This is a genomic window from Sphaerisporangium rufum (assembly GCF_016863395.1).
Lineage (GTDB): Bacteria > Actinomycetota > Actinomycetes > Streptosporangiales > Streptosporangiaceae > Sphaerisporangium > Sphaerisporangium rufum.
In genome coordinates this window covers 58,920-78,291 of the sequence record NZ_BOOU01000052.1, presented here as the reverse complement: position 1 = coordinate 78,291, position 19,372 = coordinate 58,920, and the positions used below count along the sequence as shown (strand labels likewise).

The 19,372-nt window shown below is 73.8% G+C and carries 12 protein-coding genes; 3 read left to right on the top strand and 9 right to left on the bottom strand.

Annotated features, from left to right (window positions below):
* Window positions 1–277 precede the first annotated feature (277 nt).
* The 4 genes from Sru01_RS18345 to Sru01_RS18330 all read right to left on the bottom strand — a co-directional run bounded on the left by Sru01_RS18345 (window position 278) and on the right by Sru01_RS18330 (window position 8,772).
* Window positions 278–2,494 carry a hypothetical protein gene (locus Sru01_RS18345; RefSeq protein ID WP_203987607.1) on the bottom strand — a complete coding sequence of 739 codons (2,217 nt, stop codon included), beginning with the start codon at window positions 2,492–2,494 and terminating at the stop codon, window positions 278–280.
* Between the two features lie 164 nt (window positions 2,495–2,658).
* Complete coding sequence (locus Sru01_RS18340) at window positions 2,659–4,992, bottom strand: hypothetical protein (protein ID WP_203987604.1); 2,334 nt, start codon at window positions 4,990–4,992, stop codon at window positions 2,659–2,661.
* Window positions 4,993–5,071: 79 nt separating this feature from the next.
* Window positions 5,072–7,417: a hypothetical protein gene (locus tag Sru01_RS18335; RefSeq protein ID WP_203987601.1), complete on the bottom strand. Its 2,346-nt coding sequence runs from the start codon at window positions 7,415–7,417 to the stop codon at window positions 5,072–5,074.
* Window positions 7,418–7,515: 98 nt separating this feature from the next.
* Entirely contained in the window at window positions 7,516–8,772 is a 1,257-nt protein-coding gene (locus tag Sru01_RS18330; protein ID WP_203987598.1) for a nucleotide sugar dehydrogenase, read from the bottom strand.
* A 511-nt stretch (window positions 8,773–9,283) separates the two neighbouring features.
* Here Sru01_RS18330 and Sru01_RS18325 point away from each other — a divergent pair.
* The gene (locus Sru01_RS18325) at window positions 9,284–10,726 is read left to right on the top strand and encodes a hypothetical protein (RefSeq protein WP_203987580.1); all 1,443 of its coding nucleotides are present in this window, start codon (window positions 9,284–9,286) and stop codon (window positions 10,724–10,726) included.
* A 54-nt stretch (window positions 10,727–10,780) separates the two neighbouring features.
* On the opposite strand, the gene Sru01_RS18320 is transcribed toward Sru01_RS18325, so the two are convergent.
* The 4 genes from Sru01_RS18320 to Sru01_RS18305 form a co-directional block, all read right to left on the bottom strand.
* A complete protein-coding gene (locus Sru01_RS18320; protein WP_203987578.1) occupies window positions 10,781–11,209 on the bottom strand; it encodes a type II toxin-antitoxin system VapC family toxin in 429 nt (142 codons plus the stop codon).
* Window positions 11,178–11,459 carry a type II toxin-antitoxin system Phd/YefM family antitoxin gene (locus tag Sru01_RS18315; RefSeq protein ID WP_203987575.1) on the bottom strand — a complete coding sequence of 94 codons (282 nt, stop codon included), beginning with the start codon at window positions 11,457–11,459 and terminating at the stop codon, window positions 11,178–11,180. The genes Sru01_RS18320 and Sru01_RS18315 overlap by 32 nt, the downstream gene beginning before the upstream one ends.
* Window positions 11,460–11,537: 78 nt before the next feature.
* On the bottom strand, window positions 11,538–12,287 hold the full coding sequence (locus Sru01_RS18310; protein ID WP_203987572.1) for an SDR family NAD(P)-dependent oxidoreductase: 750 nt from the start codon (window positions 12,285–12,287) through the stop codon (window positions 11,538–11,540).
* Between the two features lie 260 nt (window positions 12,288–12,547).
* Complete coding sequence (locus Sru01_RS18305; RefSeq protein ID WP_203987556.1) at window positions 12,548–13,540, bottom strand: pirin family protein; 993 nt, start codon at window positions 13,538–13,540, stop codon at window positions 12,548–12,550.
* A gap of 269 nt (window positions 13,541–13,809) precedes the next feature.
* Here Sru01_RS18305 and Sru01_RS18300 point away from each other — a divergent pair, with 269 nt between their 5' ends.
* Entirely contained in the window at window positions 13,810–14,487 is a 678-nt protein-coding gene (locus Sru01_RS18300; RefSeq protein WP_203987553.1) for a hypothetical protein, read from the top strand.
* 25 nt (window positions 14,488–14,512) lie between these two features.
* Complete coding sequence (locus Sru01_RS18295; RefSeq protein ID WP_203987550.1) at window positions 14,513–17,494, top strand: AAA family ATPase; 2,982 nt, start codon at window positions 14,513–14,515, stop codon at window positions 17,492–17,494.
* Between the two features lie 3 nt (window positions 17,495–17,497).
* On the opposite strand, the gene Sru01_RS18290 is transcribed toward Sru01_RS18295, so the two are convergent.
* Window positions 17,498–19,039 (bottom strand): aldehyde dehydrogenase family protein, encoded by a 1,542-nt coding sequence (locus tag Sru01_RS18290; protein ID WP_203987535.1) that lies wholly within the window; start codon window positions 19,037–19,039, stop codon window positions 17,498–17,500.
* Window positions 19,040–19,372: the final 333 nt, after the last annotated feature.

Here is a 19,372-nt window from a genome sequence, read left to right as displayed (position 1 = left end):
CCATCGGCGGAGTACTGGCCATGCGCGTAGTGTGATCATCGGGTCGCCGCCGTCCCAGGTCACCGCTCCGCCGCAGGCCAGGTCCTTACCCGGCCTTGTGCCGCCACAAAGATGCGGCGCGGCGCACGCGCGGCCTCCGCCCGCCGGGTGCCGGCCCTCACCGGGCGACCGGCCGGCGGCCGGCCACCCGAGTGCGGCCGGCTCCCGTCCGCGCCACCCGGCGAGCCGCCGGCAGGGTGCGGCCGCGATTGCCGGCGCGCGCCCCGGCGGGCTCCGGTCAGCGGGCCGGACGGAGCCGGTAGACGGCGTACCCGCCGGTGCGGAACGACAGCCGCGCGTGCTCGGCGAGGGGCGCGCCGGGGGCGGTCCGCCGCTCGTCCACCAGCAGCCAGCGCACGCCGTGCCGGTCACGAAGCTCGGCGAGCGCGGCGGCCGATCCGGCGACGGTCGCCGCGTCGTTGACGGCCAGCAGCCGGCGGTCCCAGAACGGGTCGCCGTTGTAGGGCCGGCCGGGCCGCCAGCCGGTGATGCCGGTGGGGGAGTAGGCCCACCCCTCCAGCAGCATGCGGCGCTCGGCCAGCCCCGACAGCCAGAACTGGTTGCTCTGGCACGGGTTTTCGTGCCCCCACCGGCAGTGGGTGTTGGTCGCGACCAGGTCGCCGGGCGCCGAGTGGTCGCGCAGCCAGCGGGCGGCCGGCGCCGCGCCCGGCGGGACCGGGTCGGCCGGCGGCCTGGTGCCGGGCGGTACCGCCGGGGCGCGGTCGGCCGTCCGGCCGGCGGCGAAGGTCAGCAGCCGGCCGGGCAGGCAGCCCAGCAGACCGGCGCCGGCGCAGCAGGCCAGCGTGAGCGCGGCCGCCCGCCGCGGGCCGGCGGCCAGGGTCACGGCCAGGCCGCCCGCGGCGATCGCCAGGCAGAGCAGCAGGTAGGGCAGGAACACCAGGTATCCGGACGAGCCGGCCGGCAGCGGTACCCGCACGCGGCACGCGGCGGCGATGGCCAGGACCAGCAGCGGCCCGGCGGCCAGGGCGCATCCGGCCTGCCGCCGCGGCGTCCCCGAGCGCAGGCACCGGCGCCGCACGCCGTGCACGCACAGGATGGCCAGGTAGGGATAGGCGGAGAACAGGAAGAAGTACTGGCTCGCTCCCGGATGGGTGACCAGCAGCAGGCAGGCGTACCCGGCGCCGGCCATGCCGAGGACGAGCGGCACCACCGGCCGGGCGAGTTCCCGCCGGTCGCCGATCAGGCCCGCGGCCCCGCAGCAGGTCAAGGCGCAGCACAGCAGGAACAGCGCGCCCAGGCCGCCACTGGCCGCCAGGCCGGCCAGTGGCGGCCGGCCGCCGAGCTTTTCCGGTGTCTCGGTGACGAACGAGAACAGCGCGGGCACGATCCCTTGCCGGCCGCCGCCGAAGAGCACCAGATGGGCGAACAGCAGCAGGGCGGCGCACAGGCCGGCCGCGACCAGGGCCGGCCGATGTGTTCCGCGTCCGGCGAGCGCGGCGGCCGCGAGCACCGCGAGCAGCCCGGCCAGCAGCACCGGCAGGAAGGTGGACTTCGCCCCCATCACGGCCACCAGCAGCGCGCCGAGTAGCAGCCACGGGCGGGCACCGGACCGGCGGCCGTCCAGCAGGTCCAGCAGTATGAGGAACGCCGGGGCGAACAGCAGCGCGGCGTAGGTCTGGGTGGGGCTGGTCCAGGCCTCCCCGGGGATGCCGCCCCAACCGAAGATCATTCGAGTGGTCAGGTACATGCCGGGCGTGCCGATGAAGACCGCGCCGAGCAGCGCGGCACCCGCGCCGGTCCAGGTGCCGACGATCCGCCGCGCGGTGGCCGCGAGCAGCACGAGCAGCGCGGCGACCATGGGGAGCGCGTCCAGGCGGGTGAGCAGGACCAGCGGTTCGACGCCGGTCGCCCAGGAGGCCGCGGCCAGGTGGGCGTGGGCGAACCAGTGGTAGGAGAGGGGTTCGCCGGCGACGCCGGGCATGCCGGGCGGCAGATGGTGGCGCAGCTCGCCGGCCAGCGCGAGGTGGAAGGGAACGTCGGTGGGAATGCGCGCGAGCGCGGGCCAGGCGAGCGGCGTGGCGCCGAAGTACCCCGTGGCGCTGGTCAGCAGCAAGACGATCATGATCGCGGCCGGCCAGTACGGCCACCATCCGGGGACGGCGGGCCGTGGCCCGCCCCGCCAGTGCCGGCGCAGCCGGGGCACGGCGAGGAAGGCCAGTACGGTCGCGGCCGGCCAGATCAGGATCAGCCGCGGCGCGCCGAGGGCGCGGGCCGGGAGGTAGACCAGCAGCTCGGCGGCGTGGCCGATGGCGAGGCCGAGCGCGGCGTCCTCGGCCCGGGTCCGCCGGCCCGGATACAGCGCGCGGGCCAGCAGGGTGCCGGGCAACGCCAGGTATAGGACGACATATCCGGAGAACAGCGCCATGTCGTGCACCGGAGTGCCGTGGCGCAGCAGGACGGCCACCGTGCCGCCGAGCGCCGTGACCCCGGGCACCCACGGCGGCGGCCACCGGGTGAGCCGCCGGGTGGGCCGCCGAGCGGACCTCCGGGCAGGCCGCCGGGCGGGCGCGGGTTCCGCGCGGCGGGGCGGCGGGACCGGCCCGCGGACCGGCGCGACCGGTGGCAGCAGCCCGGGTGAGGGCGAAGTGTCGGCCATGGTCAGCGGGCCGGAGCCGCGGGCAGCCGGTAGACGGCGATGTCGCCGGCCCGGAACAGCGGGCCGGTGACACCGGCCGGCGGGGTGCCCGGCGCCAGGCGGCGCTCGTCGGCGACCAGCCAGCGGACGCCGTAGCCGTCGCGCAGCCGGGCCACCGCGGCCGGGCTCGGCGCGGTGAAGGCGGCGTCGTTGGCCGCCAGCCGGGCCGGATCCCAGAACGGCCGCAGCTGCAGGATCTCACCCGGCCGCCACCGGGCGTGGTTGACCGGGGTGAACGCCCAGCCCTCCACCAGCACCCGGCGCTCGGCCAGCGCCGCCAGCCAGTACTGGCGGGTGTCGCACGGCAACTCGTGGCCCCAGCGGCAGTGCACGTTGGTGGCCAGCACATCGCCGGGCGCCGAGTGGTCCCGCAGCCAGCGCGCGGCGGCCGCCAGCCCGCGCGGCACGTCGGCCGGCGCGACCCGCTGGTCGTTCTCCAGCCCGGCCCGGCCGTCCGGCCGCACCATCAGCATCGCCCGGGCCGGCCAGGCCCCGGCCGGCCCGACCCCCACCACCAGCGCGACCAGCAGAGCCCACGGGCGCGGCCGCCGGCGCGCCGCCCACAGCCCGGCGGCCGCCAGGGCCACCACGGCGGCCACCACGGCGTACGGCAGCAGCAGGGCCCGCCACGGCGTGCCGGGCGGCAGCGGCACCCGCACCCCGCAGGCCGCCCGCACCGCCACCGCCACCACCACCCCGGCCGCCAGCGCGCCGCAGCAGGCCTTGGCGCCGAGTCCCTGCCGCCGCGCCAGGACGAGGAACCCGTGTACGGCGAGCACCGACAGCAGCGGCGCGGCACAGATCAGGAAGTACCCCTGGTTGAGGGTGGTGGTGCTGCCGAGCAGCAGCGCCGCGCCCACCGCGACGACCCCCGTGCCGGCGGTGAAGGCGGTGAACGGGGTACCGGGCGTGCCGCGCAGCAGCCAGAGGGAGCCGCACCAACCGGCCGCCCAGCCCAGCAGGAACAGCACCGCGCACGCCAGCAGTGCCGCCGTGGTGACCTCGGGTTCGGGGACGCCGGCCAGCGCCGCCCACGTCTTGCGCGCCGCCGCCAGCGGCTGGACGAACAGCCCGAGCCGGGCCCCGCCCAGCAGCACGAACTGCGCGTAGCACAGGCAGGCGGCGGCCAGGGCGAACGCCGCGAGCGCCCGCCACGGCGGCCGGCGGCGGGCCGCCTGGGCGGCGGCGACGGCCGCCAGCCCGGCCAGGGCCAGCGGCAGGTAGACGGCCTTGGCGCCCATGATCACCACGATGAGCAGGACCAGCAGCGCCCAGGTCGCCCGGCCGGTGCGCCGGCCGTCCAGCAGGTCGAGCAGCACCAGCACGAACGGCACGAACAGCATCATCGCGAACGTGGTGGTCGGGCCGCGCCACGGCGGTTGCTGGACCCCCGTCCAGATGAGCAGCCCGTTGGCATTGGCGTACAGGCTGGGCAGCGCCATGGCGAAGGTGGCCGTCACGCACAGCGCCGCGCCGCCGAACGAGCCGGTGATCCGCCGGCCGAGCGCCGCGAGCAGGACGACGAAGACTCCGACCAGCGGCAACGCGGCCAGCCGGAACATCAGCACCATCGGCTCCACGCCGGTGATCCAGCTCGCCGCGGCCAGGTGCGCGAAGGCGAACCAGTGGTAGTAGAGCGGCTCACCCGCCACGATGGGCAGCTGCGGGGGCAGATGGTGACGCAGCTCGCCCAGCATGCCGAGCGCGTACGGCAGGTCGAAGTGCATCGTCCCGGCGGCCGGCCAGCGCAGCGGCGCGGTGCGGAAGAACTCGGCGGCGCTGGAGGCGAGCACGTAGCAGGCGACCAGCGCCAGGAACCACGCCCACCACCGCGGCGCCCGCTGCGGGCGGGTGCCGCGCCAGTGCCGGCGCAGCCGGGGGATCAGCAGGAACGCGGCGTAGGTGGCGGCCGGCCAGCCGAGGACCAGTAGCGGCGCGCCGGCGGCGCGGGCGGCCAGGTAGGCGAGGACCTCGATCGCGTACCCCACCGCCAGGCCGAACGCCACCTCCTCCAGCCGGGTGCGCCGGCCGGGATGCAGCGCCCGCACCAGCAGCGTGCCCGGCACCGCCACGCACCCGGCCAGGTAACCGGCGAACGCCGCCAGGTCGCGGATCGGAGTCCCGTAGTGCCGCAGCACCGCCACCGCGAGCGCGGCGACCAGCACGGCGGGCGGCCAGGGCGAGCGGGCCACCGAGCGCAGGCCGCGCGGCGCCCGGTGGCGCGGGCCGGCCGGCCGGCCCGCGGCGCCGTCCCGGACCGCCAGTGCCGGATCACCGGCGGGTGGAGTCGTCGTCATGGCCGTAGTCTGGCGACCGGCCTCCCGGCCGCCGGGCCGGACGCCCGCGGCCCGATGATCTTCTTGCCGGTCCTTGTCCCTATCGCGACCCTGTCCCGGGACCGGGGATCACCCGGTGGACGGCGAAGACCCCGGAGCGGTACGCGAGCGGGGCCAGCTGGGCGAGCCGGTCCGGCGCGGTGACCCGCCGGGTGTCGGCCAGCAGCCAGCGCACCCCGTACCGGTCGCGCAGCCGGGCGAGCGAGGCGGCGTCCGCCCGCTCGATGGCCGCGTCGTTCAGCCGCAGCAGCGCCGGGTCCCAGAACGCCGGGGTGTTGGCCGCCCAATCCGGGCGCCACAGCTTGATGGCGGCCGGCGCGTAGGACCAGCCCTCGACCAGCATGCGGCGCTCCGACAGCCCGGTGCCCCAGAACTGCTGGGGGTCGCACGGGTCCGCGTCCTGCGTCCAATGGCAGTGGGAGTTGGTGGCGACCAGGTCGCCGGGGGCGGAGTGGTCGCGCAGCCACCGGGCGGCCGCCATGAGACCCACCGGGACCACGGCGGCCTGCGCGACCGACGCCTTGCCGACCCCGTCCACCCCCTTGGCGGCGATCTTGCCCGGCAGGGCCTGTGCGATGGCCGAGGCGCAGGCCACCAGGCCGATGCCGGTCACCGCGGCCGTGGTCAGCGCCACCGCGCGGCGCCGGCCCGCGGTAAGGGCGAGGACCGCGGCGGCCAGGACGGTGACGGCCACCAGCACCGCGTAGGGCAGGAAGATCAGCGCGCCCGGCCGTCCCAGCGCCAGCGGCACCCGCACCCCGCAGGTCAGCGCGATCACCCCGGCCACCGCCACCCCGGCGACCCCGGCGGCGAGCGCCGTCCGGCCACCGAGCCCGGCCCGGTGGCACAGGATCCAGACGCCGTACGCCGACAGGATGACCAGGTAGGGGTAGGCGGCGTCCAGGAAGAAGAACTGGCTGCGGCCGGGGTGCTGGAACAGCACCACCATCACATGTCCGGCGGCGACCATGGTGAGCATCAGCACCACCGGCGGCCGGAGCGCCAGCCGGGGCGCGGCCAGCAGCCCGACCAGCCCGCAGGCGGGGATGGCCCAGCACAGCAGGTGCAGCGCGACGACGCCGGCGGTTCCGGCGGCCGAGCGGCCGGGCCCGGCCAGGTCGTGCCAGGCGCTCGGCGCGAAGCCGAACGGCGCGAGCACCATGCCCTGCCGGCCGCCGCCGAACAGCACCAACTGGGCGAACGCCACGCAACCGGCGGTGAGCGCGGCCAGGGCGAGCACCGGCGCGCCGGGCGTGCGGCGGCGCAGCAGCCCCACGGCGACCACGGCCGCCAGGCCGGCCAGCAGCAGCGGCAGGAAGACCGCCTTTGCCCCCATGACGGTGACGGTGAACAGCACCAGCAGCACCCAGTGCCCGGCCGGCACCCGGCGCCGGGTGAGCAGGTCGGCCAGCAGGATGACGAGCGCGGCGAACAGCAGCCCGGCGAACATCTGGGTGGGGCTGCGCCAGGCGAGGAACTGCACGCCGCCCCAGCCGAACACCATGTTGGCGGTCACGTACAGGCTGGGGGTGCTGACCAGGACGCTGCCGGCCAGCACCGGCACGGTCAGCGCCCAGGTACCGGCCAGCCGCCGGGCGGTCATCACGATCAGGACCAGGAAGGCGGCGTTCACCGGGAGCATCCCGAGGCGCAGCAGCAGCACCAGCGGCTCCACGCCGGTGATCCAGCTGGCCGCGGCGGAGTGCGCGTAGACGAACCAGTGATAGAGCAGCGGCTGGCCGGCCACGCTGGGCATGGCCGGCGGCATGTGGTGGCGCAGCTCGCTGATCAGTGCCAGGTGGAACGGCATGTCGTACCCGCCCGCGCCGGCCGCCGGCCAGGTCAGCGGGTTGTTGCGGAAGTGGGTGGCCCCGGTGTAGGCGACCAGACCGGTGACGGTGGCGGCGATGGCCCAGGCGCACCACCCGGGCGTGCGCGCGGTGACCTGGTGCCGCCAGTACCGCCGCAGCCGGGGGACGCCGAGGAAGGCGAGGTAGGTCAGCGCGGGCCAGGCCAGCACGGCCAGCGGCGCGCCGAGCGCCCGGGCCGGGATGTAGGCGAGCACCTCGGCGGCGTACCCGGCGGCGGTGCCCAGCGCGATCTCCTCGGTGAACGTGCGCGGGCCGCGGTACAGGGCGCGCACCAGCAGCGTGCCGGGGGCGGCCACGCACAGCACCAGGTAGGCGGCGAACTTCCCGATGTCGCCGGCCGGGGTGCCGGTCCAGCGGAACACCGCGACCGCGGCGCCCGCGGCGCAGAGCAGGGGCAGCCACCGCGCCGCCGCCCGCCACCCCCCGCCCGCCGGGGCGGCGGTGATGGGCGGCCGGGTGGCGGGAACGGTCGCGGCCGGGCCGCCGGATCCGGACTGTGACTGCGTGTTGGCCATGCCGGCCAGTCTCGCCGGGAGATCATCAGGTGTCCGGGCGCCGCCCGGCCGGGTGACGGTCTCCTTACCCGTTCCTCACCGGGTCTTCGGCCGCCGGCTCACAGCCGCTCGACGTTGGGGCCGCGGCAGCGGTTGCGGGTGTCGAAGACCAGACCCGCCGCGCGCTGGACGAGCCCGTAGTCGAACGCGTCGTGGTCGGTCAGCACGACGGTGATGTCGGCGGCGGCCAGCTCGCGTTCGGTGGCGGCCACCATGGTGACGTCGAGCGGCACCTGGTCGGCCAGGTGCGGGTCGGCGGCGCGCACCTCGGCGCCCAGCTTGCGCAGCGACTTGGCCACCTCGACCGCGGGTGATTCGCGGACGTCGCCGGTGTTCTTCTTGTAGGCCAGGCCGAGCAGCAGCACGGTGCTGCCGTTGACCGGCCGGCCGCGCCGGTTGAGCGCCAGGGTCAGCCGGTGCACGACGTGCGCGGGCATGTGGTCGTTTATGTCGTTGGCCAGCTCCACGAAGCGGAAGTTGTGCCCGAGGCTGCGCTTCACCTTCCACGACAGGTAGGACGGGTCGATCGGCAGGCAGTGCCCGCCCACCCCCGGGCCGGGGGTGAACCGCAGGTAGCCGAACGGCTTGGTGGAGGCGGCGTCGATGGCCTCCCACACGTCGATGCCGAGCTGCCCGGCGAAGATCGACAGCTCGTTGACCAGCGCGACGTTGACGTGCCGGAAGGTGTTCTCCAGCAGCTTGCACAGCTCGGCGACCTGGGTGGAGGACACCGGCACCGTCCGTTCGACGATCCGCCGGTAGAACGCCTCGACGCGGGCCAGCGACGCGGGGTCGAGGCCGGAGACCACCTTGGGGGTGTTGTCCAGCCGCCAGCGGGTGTTGCCCGGGTCGATGCGCTCGGGGCTGTAGCCGAGGAAGAAGTCCTCGGGGGTGCGCAGCCCGGAACCATCCTCCAGCAGCGGGCGCAGGTACTCCTCGGTGGTGCCCGGGTAGGTGGTCGACTCCAGGATCACGGTGCCGCCCGGGCGGATCAGCGGGGCGATCCGCCGGGCGGCGTCGGCGACGTGCCGCAGGTCGGGCGCGCCCTCGCGCAGCGGGGTCGGCACGGTGATCACGCACAGGTCGAAGTCGCGGGCGGCGGCGTAGTCGGTGGTGGCCCGGTACCGGCCGGACCGGTGCGCGGCGGCGAGCACGGTGTCGGCGACGTCCTCCACGTAGGACTCGGCGGCGTCCAGCCGCTTGACCCGCCAATCGTCCACGTCGACCCCCACGACGTCGAACCCGGCGGCGATTGCCCGCATGGCCAGCGGCAGGCCGACATATCCCTGCCCGACCACGACCAGTTTCTCGCCCATATCGCGCCTCCCTGTCTTCGACAGGCCCGACTTTAGACCGCCCGTGACGAACGGCCTTTCACCGCCTGCGGGACCAGCGTGTCGCCACACTGAAATATCAGTCGAAGCGCTGATTGGTGGGCATTTAACGGCGTGAGTAGCGGTGAAGAAAAGCGGGGATTTCCGATGATTCGTCGCATCGATCATGCTCTTCCGCAGGAAGGCGGCCTTCGCGCCGCCGGCCGGGTACGGTCCGGTTCGTTTACTCGGCCTAGAGGGGCCCAGCGGGATAAACGGCCGTCCGTGGTTTATCGCACCGTTCGCGTAAATCTCTGGTCCGGGCCGGGCGCGCCGGGAGAACGGCGGGACGTCGCTCGAATAGGAATGGGGTCGGAACCCCCGGACGTCCCATTCCAGGAAACGAGGTGGCGCAGTGCGCCTGATCAGACAACCGGCCGGACGCTCCGGCCGCGGACTCCGGCGAACCAGGTCGGCCGTTACCCTGGCCGCCGCGATCCTGCTGTCATCGCCGGTGGCGAGCCCGGTCCACGCCGACACCACGCCTGGCCCCGGCCGGGACCCGGTGCCCGGGGCCGACGTCCCGGCCGCCCGCGGCGGGCTGCGACCGGCGCCGGGCATCCAGATCCCGGCCTGGCACAAGCCCACCCGGGCCCCGGTCAAGCTGCCGAAGAAGTTCCGGCGCGGCATGCCGTCGCAGGGCATCCACTCCAACATCGACTCCTTCGCGCCGCTGCTGTTCATGCAGAGCGGCCCGAACCCCGGCCTGCAGGCCTGGTCGATCGCGCACCACGCGTTCGCCCCGCCGGCCGCAGCCAAGATCACCTGCGTGAACATCGCGGACGGCACGCACTGCACCGACCCGGCCGGCCAGCCGACCGCCTGGCCCAAGACGCTGAACACCCAGCCGTCCGCGCTCGGCACCCTGCCGTCGGCGCTGGACGCCAAGATCGGTGACATCTCGACCACCGAGGTGCCGCAGTACATCACCAACCCGCTGGACACCTCGCTGATCCTGTACCCGGCGGTCACCTCGACCCCGTTCGCCGGATACCCGAAGGGCTCGGTGGGGGTCGGCTGCCTGCTGCTGGCCACCCAGTACAACTGCGGCTACCAGCCGCTGGCGCCGCTGACCAACAACCCCGGCAAGAGCAACACCAACGGACTGACCGGCTTCATCCAGGTCGGAGATGAGATCTACGGGGCCAGCACCGACGGCCAGGTGCTCTGCTACAACACCCTCAACCTGCTGCGCTGCGACGGCCAGCCGTACAAGAACACCGGCATCATCCCCAACAACGACAAGGCCGGCATCGGGCCGCAGGACTTCCTCGGCAACACCGAGACGGTGAACGGCCGGGTTTACATCTCGTCGAACAACGAGTCGGGGTTCAGCACCACCCCGCACCCGCCCACCGTCACCTGCTTCGACCCGGCCGCCAAGGCGCCGTGCGCCGGCTGGACGCCGCAGGCGGACGGCGGGCCGGACGCCATGCGCATCCTGGCGATCTTCACCGAGCGGGACGCGCAGAACAACGCGGTGGGAGTGTGCACCGTGGCCGGACAGAAGACCAAGAAGGCCCCGGTGGTCACCTGTCACGACTTCAACGGCGGGATCCGGCCCACACCGCCCGGCCTGCAGGAGATCTTCCCCGCGGACGGTGCCAAGAGCGTGGTCTTCCAGCCCACCCAGATCGCCTACAGCCAGCAGCAGCGGTCGTACTTCCCCTTCTACACCGAGGACGGGAAGTACAAGGGCGACACCCTCTGCTACAACTGGACCACCCGGGCGGCCTGCGAGGGCTTCCCGGAGCCGTCCGGCCACCCGCTGGTCAACAACGGGTTCACCCTCGACTACGGCTACGCCTTCTACCAGCCCACCGGCTGCCTGGTCGGCTCGGGCCACAAGGGCTGGATCTTCGGCATCCACCCGGAGAACGGCACCAGCATCTGCTGATCCCACCTCACCCGCCGCCGGCCCACCCAAGGGCCGGCGGCGGGCACCGCCTTGTCATAGCGGGATGACGTCGACGACCGATTCCAGCCCTTTGAAGTCAGCGGCATTGCGTGTGTAAAGCGGCAGGTTCCGGGTCGACGCGACTGCCGCGATCATGAGGTCCATCCGGCGGGGGCGAGGATCACGGCCCGCCCCGATGGCGAGTGCCACCAGAGTCCCGTATCGTGCCGCCGCGTCACCGTCGAACGGCAGCGCGGCGAAATCGGTGACGGCCGCGCCCAGCTTCTCCATGCGCGCGGCTCTTGACGCGGCATCCTTCGCCATGGCGACCCCCTGATGGAGTTCGGCGAGGGTGATGGTCGTTATCTCCGGATAATCGGGCAGCAGGCGCGGGTCGAGTACATCCAGATCGATGTATGTGCAGGTGTCCAGCACTCCTGAACCGGCGGGGTCAGCCACCGGAACGCCGCCACGGGTCGTCATGCTCGGAGACGCGGTCGTCGGTGCCGAAGAACTCGTCCGCCTCCTGCCGCATGCGACCATGGTCGACCCGCGGCAACCGGCGGTGCCGGGCGACCAGCTCTTCCGCGGTCAGGCGGCGCCGCCGGGCGAGCGGCCGCAGCTCGGCCACTTCCACGCCGTTACGGGTGATGTGGTAGACCTCGCCGGCCTCGACCGCGTCCATGACCGCTGCGGAGTTGTTGCGGAACTCGCGCTGCGTTATCACCTTCATGCAACCAGTGTAGCTCCGCGTGTCTCGCTGTGTCTCGATTGCGAGCCGCATGCTCGCAAGAGGAGACGGGTGCGGCGCTCAGCGGCCGAGGCGGGTGGCGACGAGGTCGACGACGCGGTGCGGGACGTGGCGGCCGACCGCGGAGATGACCTTGTAGCGCGGGTCGGGGACGCTGACCGTGCGGCCGCGGGCCAGGTCGCGCAGCGCGGCGTCCACCACCCGGCCGGCGTCCAGCCACAGGTAGCCGGGGATGCCGGCGGTGTCGATCTCGGCGCGCCGGTGGAACTCGGTGCGCACGAACCCCGGGCACAGCGCCATGACCCGCACGTTCTTCTCCGGGATCTGGCCGGCCAGCGACTCGCTGAAGTTCACCACCCAGGCCTTGCTCGCGCTGTAGGTGCCGTGCGCGAAGAACGCCGCCACCGAGGCGACGTTCACCACCGCGCCCCGGCCACGGGCGCGCATGCCCGGCAGCGCGGCCAGGGTGAGACGCAGCACCGCCTCGCAGTGCAGGCGCAGCATGGTCACCTCGTCGGCCACCGGCACCTCCAGCGCCGCGCCGGGATGACCGAAGCCCGCGTTGTTGACCAGCAGATCCACCCCCTGGCCCACCTGCTCGGCCACCGCCGCGATGCCGTCCTCGGCGGACAGGTCGGCGGGCAACGCCTCGGCGGCCACCCCGTAGCGGCGGTACAGCTCGGCGGCCGACTCGGCCAGGCGCCCGGCGTCCCGGGCCACCAGGACCAGGGAGAACCCGTCGGCGGCCAGCCGGCGGGCGAACGCGGCGCCCAGCCCGGCGGTGGCTCCGGTGATCAGTGCGGTAGGCATGCGTGGCAGCCTAACGCCCGCCGGGAGGCCGGCCGAGCAGGCCCGGCCTGGCCCGGACCGCCGTCACGCACGCCGGGCCGCCGGCCGCACGGGGATGCCGGCCGATCGCGGATGGCGGCCGCCGGGATCGCGGGCCGGCGGGAATGGCGGTCGCGCGGGGATGGTCCCCGGTGGCGGGGATCAGGGAATCCCCGCCGCCGGGGGCCGCGTGACGTGCGAGCCCGTGGAACGGCCTCACCCATCACTTCGGGCCGGACCGGTCAGATGGTTTCGTCCTGGCTGGACCGGTGCGGAATCTTCTCGGCCGGGACGACGCCCATCCGGCCCGCCTGGAAGTCCTCGAAGGCCTGCACGATCTCCTCGCGGTTGTTCATCACGAACGGGCCGTAGCGGGCGATCGGCTCGCGGATCGGCCGGCCGCCGAGCACCAGGATCTCCCAGCCCTGCGCCGAGGCCTGCGGCTGGGTGTCCGCGGCCCGCACGGTCAGCGCGTCGCCGTTCGGCCCGAACGCCGCGAGCTGCCCCTCATCCAGCGCCACGCCGTCCGGCCCGGCGGTGCCGCGCCCGCTGAGCACGTACACCAGCGCGTTGAACCCGGCCGGCCAGGGCAGGTCGAGCCGGGCACCGGGCGCCACCGTCGCGTGCAGGTAGGTGATCGGCGTGTAGGTCAGGCCCGGCCCGTCGTGCCCGTCCAGCGAGCCGGCGATGATCCGGACCAGCGAGGAGCCGTCCGCGCTGGACAGCAGCTTCACGTCCCGCCGGCTGATGTCCTGGTAGCGCGGCGCGACCCACTTCTGCGCACGCGGCAGGTTGACCCACAGCTGGACGCCGTGGAACAGGCCGCCGGAGGCGACCAGCTCGGGCGGCGGCTGCTCTATATGTTGCAGTCCAGAGCCGGCCGTCATCCACTGGGTGTCTCCGTCGGAGATCAGCCCGCCGCCGCCGGTGGTGTCCTGGTGCCGGAAGGCGCCGTCGATGATGTAGGTGACGGTCTCGAAACCGCGGTGCGGGTGCCACGGGGTGCCCTTGGCCTCGCCGGGCGCGTACTCCACCGCGCCCATGTGGTCCAGCAGCAGGAACGGGTCGGCCAGCGACAGGTCCACGCCGGGGAAGGGGCGGCGCACCGCGAAGCCCTCGCCCTCCAGGTGGCGCTTGGCGGTGACGACCCGGCCCACCCGCCGCCAGGCCGTCGCGCCCTCGGGCAGCTGGGGGAGGCGGGGCAGGGTGAGGGTGTCGGCGGTGACGGCAGGCATGGTGCTCTCCTTCTCGACGCGGCCGGGGCGCCGCGCTCCAACATTACTCCGCACAACAGAAGTTGACGGTTCAACTATTCCGCGACGGCGATCCACCCCGGTCCCGGGAAGGCAACCCCCTTCGGGTCACAAGTAGAGCCAACGTTCCGGAAAGATTTGGTCAAGACTTCGAGCGTCGAATGGTTGGAATCCGGGCACAAAGCCGATGTCGGCCCGCAAAGCGGAGGTAACGCCCGGTGGAGCGAGCACGGGTGTGGTCACGGCCGGCCGTGACCCTGACAGCGGCCCTGGTCATGGGCGCGACCATCGCGGCGGCCGGGTGCGGCGGCGCCGCCTTCACCTACGTCACCGGCGGCGACGGGCAGAGCTACTTCAAGGTGCCCGCGTCCTGGCGCAAGGTCGACCAGCGTTCGCTGGAAGGGTATGTGTTCGGCGACCTCACCTCGGCCACCGCCCAGGCGCGCAAGCGGCTCAGCTGGACCGCCGGCTACGACGCCTTCGGCCCGCCGTCCGCCGACCACCTGTACATCGCCGGCGGGGACGCCGACCGGCCGTTCGCGTTCGCCATGGTGTCCCGGCTGACCGAGGCCGAGCGGGACAAGGTCTCGCTGGACTGGCTGCGCAACGCCGCGCTGCTGCCGGTCGTGCTGCCCGAGGAGACCCGGCAGAAGCTGGAAGAGGCCCCCGGCTACCCCTTCAAGGGCTTCGAGCTGGTAGAGGACGAGGTGCTGCCGCCGGCCGACGGGGTGCGCGGCGTGCACGTCGTCTACAACCTGCGGGTGCTGGGCGGGCCGGTGCAGACGTTCGACCAGACCGCCTACCTGGCCGCCGACGGCGGCTCGGTGTCGGTGCTGCTGGTCCGCTGCTCGGCCGCCTGCTACCGGGAGCGGGCGGCCGAGATCGGCACGGTGGTCGGTTCGTTCAAGGTCAAGCGGCTGCCCGGCTGACCGGCCGGGGTCTTGAGGAGAGCCCATGACACAGGAGGCACCCGCGGGCCTGCGCCCGCCCGGCTCCGGCCCCAGCGAAGCCGGCCGCGGCCGGCTGCCGCTGTGGGACCGGACCAGGATCCTGCTGGTGCTCGGCCTGGCCTTCCTGGTGCTGGCCTGGCACCAGATGGCGTCCTTCGAGGGCATCATGCCGTTCGGCGACGCGCTGCGCACCACCGCCGCCGGCCGCGGCGGGTCGATCATCCTCATCCTGCTGGCCGCCGAGGCGGTGCGGCAGGTCCACTTCCTGGTCAGCGAGCGGTCCGCTCGCTACCACCGGTTCTGGACCGCCCGGGTGTTCGGCGGGTTCGACCGGTGGAGCCGGCGCCGGTTCAGCGACTGGAACCGCTACCGGATCGCCCGGGCGCTGAAATGGCTGTTCTGGATCGGGGTGCTGGCCCTGGTGCTCGGCCAGATCCTGGACGTCCCGCCGGCCCTCGCCCTGTTCCAGGCGCCCGCGCTGCTCTGGCAGGTGCTGCCGTACGGGCTGCAGCTGGCCTTCGGGTTCTTCTTCGTCATCGTGCAGTTCGTCGGGTTGTTCTGGTTCATGTCCCGCGGCGGCGTGGAGACCTACTTCCCCGACGACATCAAGACCCGGTTCACCGATGTGTGGGGCCAGGACCACGTGGTGGAGCGGGTCAAGGAGAACATCGTCTTCCTGGAGAAGCCGGACGAGATCGAGGCCAAGGGCGGCTACGTGCCGAGCGGCCTGCTGCTGTGGGGGCCGCCGGGCACCGGCAAGACACTGATGGCCGAGGCGGTCGCCGGCGAGACCGGCCGGCCGTACGTCTTCGTGGACCCCGGCGCCTTCATCAACATGTTCATGGGCATCGGCATCCTGAAGGTGAAGTCGCTGTTCCGCAAGCTGCGCAAGCTCGCGCTGCGCTACGGCGGGGTGATCGTCTTCTTCGACGAGGCCGACTCGCTCGGCCGGCGCGGCGCGCTGGCCCAGCAGGGGCCGCCCGGCGGCGGCCACGCCACCCCCTTCCAGGCGCCCGGCTGCCACGGGTTCGGCTACCTGTCGCCGGACGCCCGGTCGGCGCTGCTGCGGAGCACCGCCGGGCCGGACGCCCCGGCCGAGCAGCGCGACCGGGTGATGATGGGCGGCATGGGGATGGGCGGCAGCGGCGACATGGGCACGCTGCAGGCCCTGCTCACCGAGCTGTCCGGGCTGAAGAAGCCGCGCGGCCTGGTCAACCGGTACGTGCGCCGGCTGTTCGGCATGCGCCCCAAGCCGCCGCCCAAGTACCGCATCCTGGTCATGATGGCCACCAACATGCCGAACTCGCTGGACGAGGCGCTGCTGCGGCCCGGCCGGATCGACCGCATCTACAAGGTCGGCTACCCCTCCAAGGCCGGCCGGGTGCGCACCTACCAGGGCTACTTCGGAAAGGTGCGCCATGAGCTGACCGCCGAGCAGCTGGACAAGCTCGCCACCATCACCCCCTACGCCACCGGCGCCACCATCAAGGACCTGGTCAACGAGTCGCTGATCACCGCGATCCGGGCCGGCCGCGAGGTCATCACCTGGGCGGACGTGATGGTCGCCAAGCGCCTCAAGCAGCTCGGCCCGCCCGAGGACGTGGAGTACATCGAGCGCGAGCGGCACGCCGTCGCGGTACACGAGGCCTGCCACGCGGTGGCCGCCTACCGCACCCGGCGGCACCTGGAGATCGACATCGCCACCATCGAGAAGGGCGCCGACTACCTCGGCATGGTCTCCAGCATCAAGCCCGAGGACCAGTTCACCCGGTGGCGGAGCGAGTACGAGTCCGACATCATCGTCTCGCTCGCCTCGCTGGCCGGCGAGCGGATGTTCTTCGGCGAGGACAACTCCTCCGGGGTGAGCGGCGACCTGGAGAGCGCCACTATGGTCACCGGCATGATGGAGGCCCACTGGGGGATGGGCGTCGGCGTCGCCTCCCTGCCCGCGCTGCAATTGCTCGGCATCCGGGACGGCAAGGCGTCCCTGCGGCCGGGCGCCGCCGGGCAGGTACCCGAGCCTCGTGACCCGGTCACCCCGGAGATGCTGGCCGAGCGCATCGAGTACAACCTCACCCGGCTGCTGGCCCGCACCGAGGAGCTGCTCCGGGAGAGCCGCCGCGAGGTGCTGAGCCTGGCGCACGCCCTGGAGCGGCACAAGACGCTAGCCGGCGACGACGTGGTCGCGGTGATCGAGCGGCGGCCCGGCCCGCTGGTCGACGGGTCGGGATACGCCTCCGACGACTTCTACCGGCGGCTGGAGGAGTACCACGAGCTGGCCGCCGAGGCGCACCGCACGCACAGCCGGGTGACCGCGGCGCTGCCCGAGCCCGTGCCGGCCGGCGCCCCGGTGCCGGCGATGACCGGCGAGCTTCCTCCCGCCCTCGGCCACGTCTCCTACGTTCCGGGCTTCGCGCCGCATGCTTTCGCCGGCGGCGGCCCGGACGCGGAGCCGGGCCGCTCGAACGGGGCGCCGGTCGTGGGACGCCCGGCCAACGGCGGGCGATCCGGCGACGCGAGACCGCCGGACGGTGAGGGGAACGGCGCGCCGCACTTCATCCCGTGGCGCGAGGAACGGCCCGCCGTAGCGGGACCGGCTGGAGCGCCGCCCGCCGCCGTCCCGGACCGGGCCGCCGCCCGCCGCCGGGTCTGGCCGCTCGGCGTCGCGGTGGCCGGCGTGCTCGCGCTGGTGCTGCTGGTGCTGCTCGCGGTGGCCGCGTTCGGTGGCACCCGGGGCACGCCCGGGCCGGGCCAGGGGCCCTCGCCCGGCGGGGTGCTGGCGGTGGCGGCGGCGCTGGTACTGCTGGTCACCGGGGGCGCCGCCGCGCTGGTGGCGGTGCGCGGCCAGCATGTGCGGCGCGTCCGGGCCGAGCAGGCCCGGGACCGGGCCGTCGAGCGCGCCCAGCTGCTCGCCGCGGCGCTGGACCCGGAGACCGCCATGCGGGTGCTCGGATACGACCCGCCCGGTGCCCGGCCGCCGGGCTAGAGCTCAGAGGCGGAACTCCAGGTCGGGGATGATTTCGGCCACGTCCATCTGCGCCTTCTGTAGCCGCCCGGAGTAGTCCCAGTTCAGCGCCTGCCACCGGGTGAACTGGTCGAGCACCCACATACCGGACTGCCGGCTGCCGTTGCCGGACCGGCCGTTGCCGCCGAAGGGCAGGTGCGCCTCGGCACCGGAGGTCGAGTTGTTCACGCTGACCATCCCCGCGCCGACCCCCTCCCGGAACCGGAACGCGGCCGCCGGGTCGGTGGTGTAGATCGAGGCCGACAGGCCGTACCCGGGGCGGTTGGCCAGCTCGACGGCCTCGGCGAGCTCGCCGAACGAGGTGACGCCGACGATCGGGCCGAAGGTCTCCTCCAGGAACAGCCGGTCGTCGGGGCGCACGCCGTCCACCACCACCGGGTGGTAGTAGAGGCCGCCGGCGCCGTCGAAGCCGCCCCGCGGATTCTCCGGCGAGATGCGCCCGCTCGAGCCGGTGACCACCGTGTGGTGCGGCCGGATCCAGCCCAGGTACTCCTCGTAGCGCTCGGCGAACCGGTGGTCCAGCATCGGCCCGTACAGCACGGCGCCCGCCGGGTCGCCGACGGCGGCGTCGCGGACGGCCGCGGCGTACCTGGTGACGAACTCGTCGTGCACCGACTCGTGCACCAGCACGGTGCCCAGCGAGGTGCACCGCTGGCCGGCGGTGCCGAACCCGGAGAACAGCGCGCCCTCCACCGCCAGGTCCAGGTCGGCGTCCGGCATGACGACCATCGGGTTCTTGCCGCCGAGCTCCAGGCAGGGCGACTGCAGGTGCCGCCCGCACAGCTCGCCGATCTCCCGGCCGACCGCGGTGGACCCGGTGAAGCCGACCTTGTGCACCGTGCCCTCGCCGAGCGCGGCCGACAGCCCGGCGAAGGTCGCCGGCCCGTCGGCGAACACCAGGTTGAGCACGCCCTCGGGCAGCCCGGCCGCCGCGAACAGCCGGTACAGCGCGTGCGCGGAGGCGGCGGCGTACTCGGCGGGCTTCCACACCACGGCGTTGCCGCACAGCAGCGCGGGCACCAGGTACCAGCTCGGCACCGCGACCGGGAAGTTGCCGGCGGTGATCACCGCCGCCACGCCGACCGGGACCCGGAAGGTGAACAGGCTCTTGTCCGGCATCTCCGACGGCACGGTCTGGCCGTACAGCCGGCGGCCCTCGCCGAGGAAGAAGTCGCAGGTGTCGACGATCTCCCGCACCTCGCCGAGCGCCTCGGCGTACGGCTTGCCGATCTCCTCGGTGACCAGCCGGGCCAGCGTCTCGGCGTTGGCCTCCACCAGCCGGCCGATCGAGGCGATCACCCGGCCGCGCACCGGCGCGGGCACCTGCGCCCACTCTCGCTGCGCGGCGGCGGCCGCCCCGCACGCCCAGGCGAAGGTGTCGGCGCCGGCGAGCCGGACCCGGGCCACCACCCGCTCGGTGCGGGCCGGATCGACCGAGTCGTAGGTCGCGGCGTTGGCGTCGTCGGCGGGCTTGCCACCGACGACGGAGACGAGCTGGCGGGTCACCGTTGACCTCCTCGTTCGGGCGCTTTCCTGCATTGTTCCGCGCCGCCGACCGATTTCCCAGCCGGCCCCGCTTGCTCGCGGCCGGTTCCGTCCGGGATCCGGCCCTCCCGCCCGGCCGGTCGATATCCGGTCGGCTGCCGGGCCCGCGCGGGCCTCGTACCGCCATGGCGGTAAATGCGTGGCGGGTCGGGATATCGCAGTCGTGCGGATTGACCGGTGCTTCACGGTGTTTGTCATTCGGGTTTTGTGCATTCCTTGCCGGGACTGCCCAGCTCATGATCAAGAAGCGGGTAATCACGCAGCGATCGTCCTCCTCCATCGGGAATCGGGCTC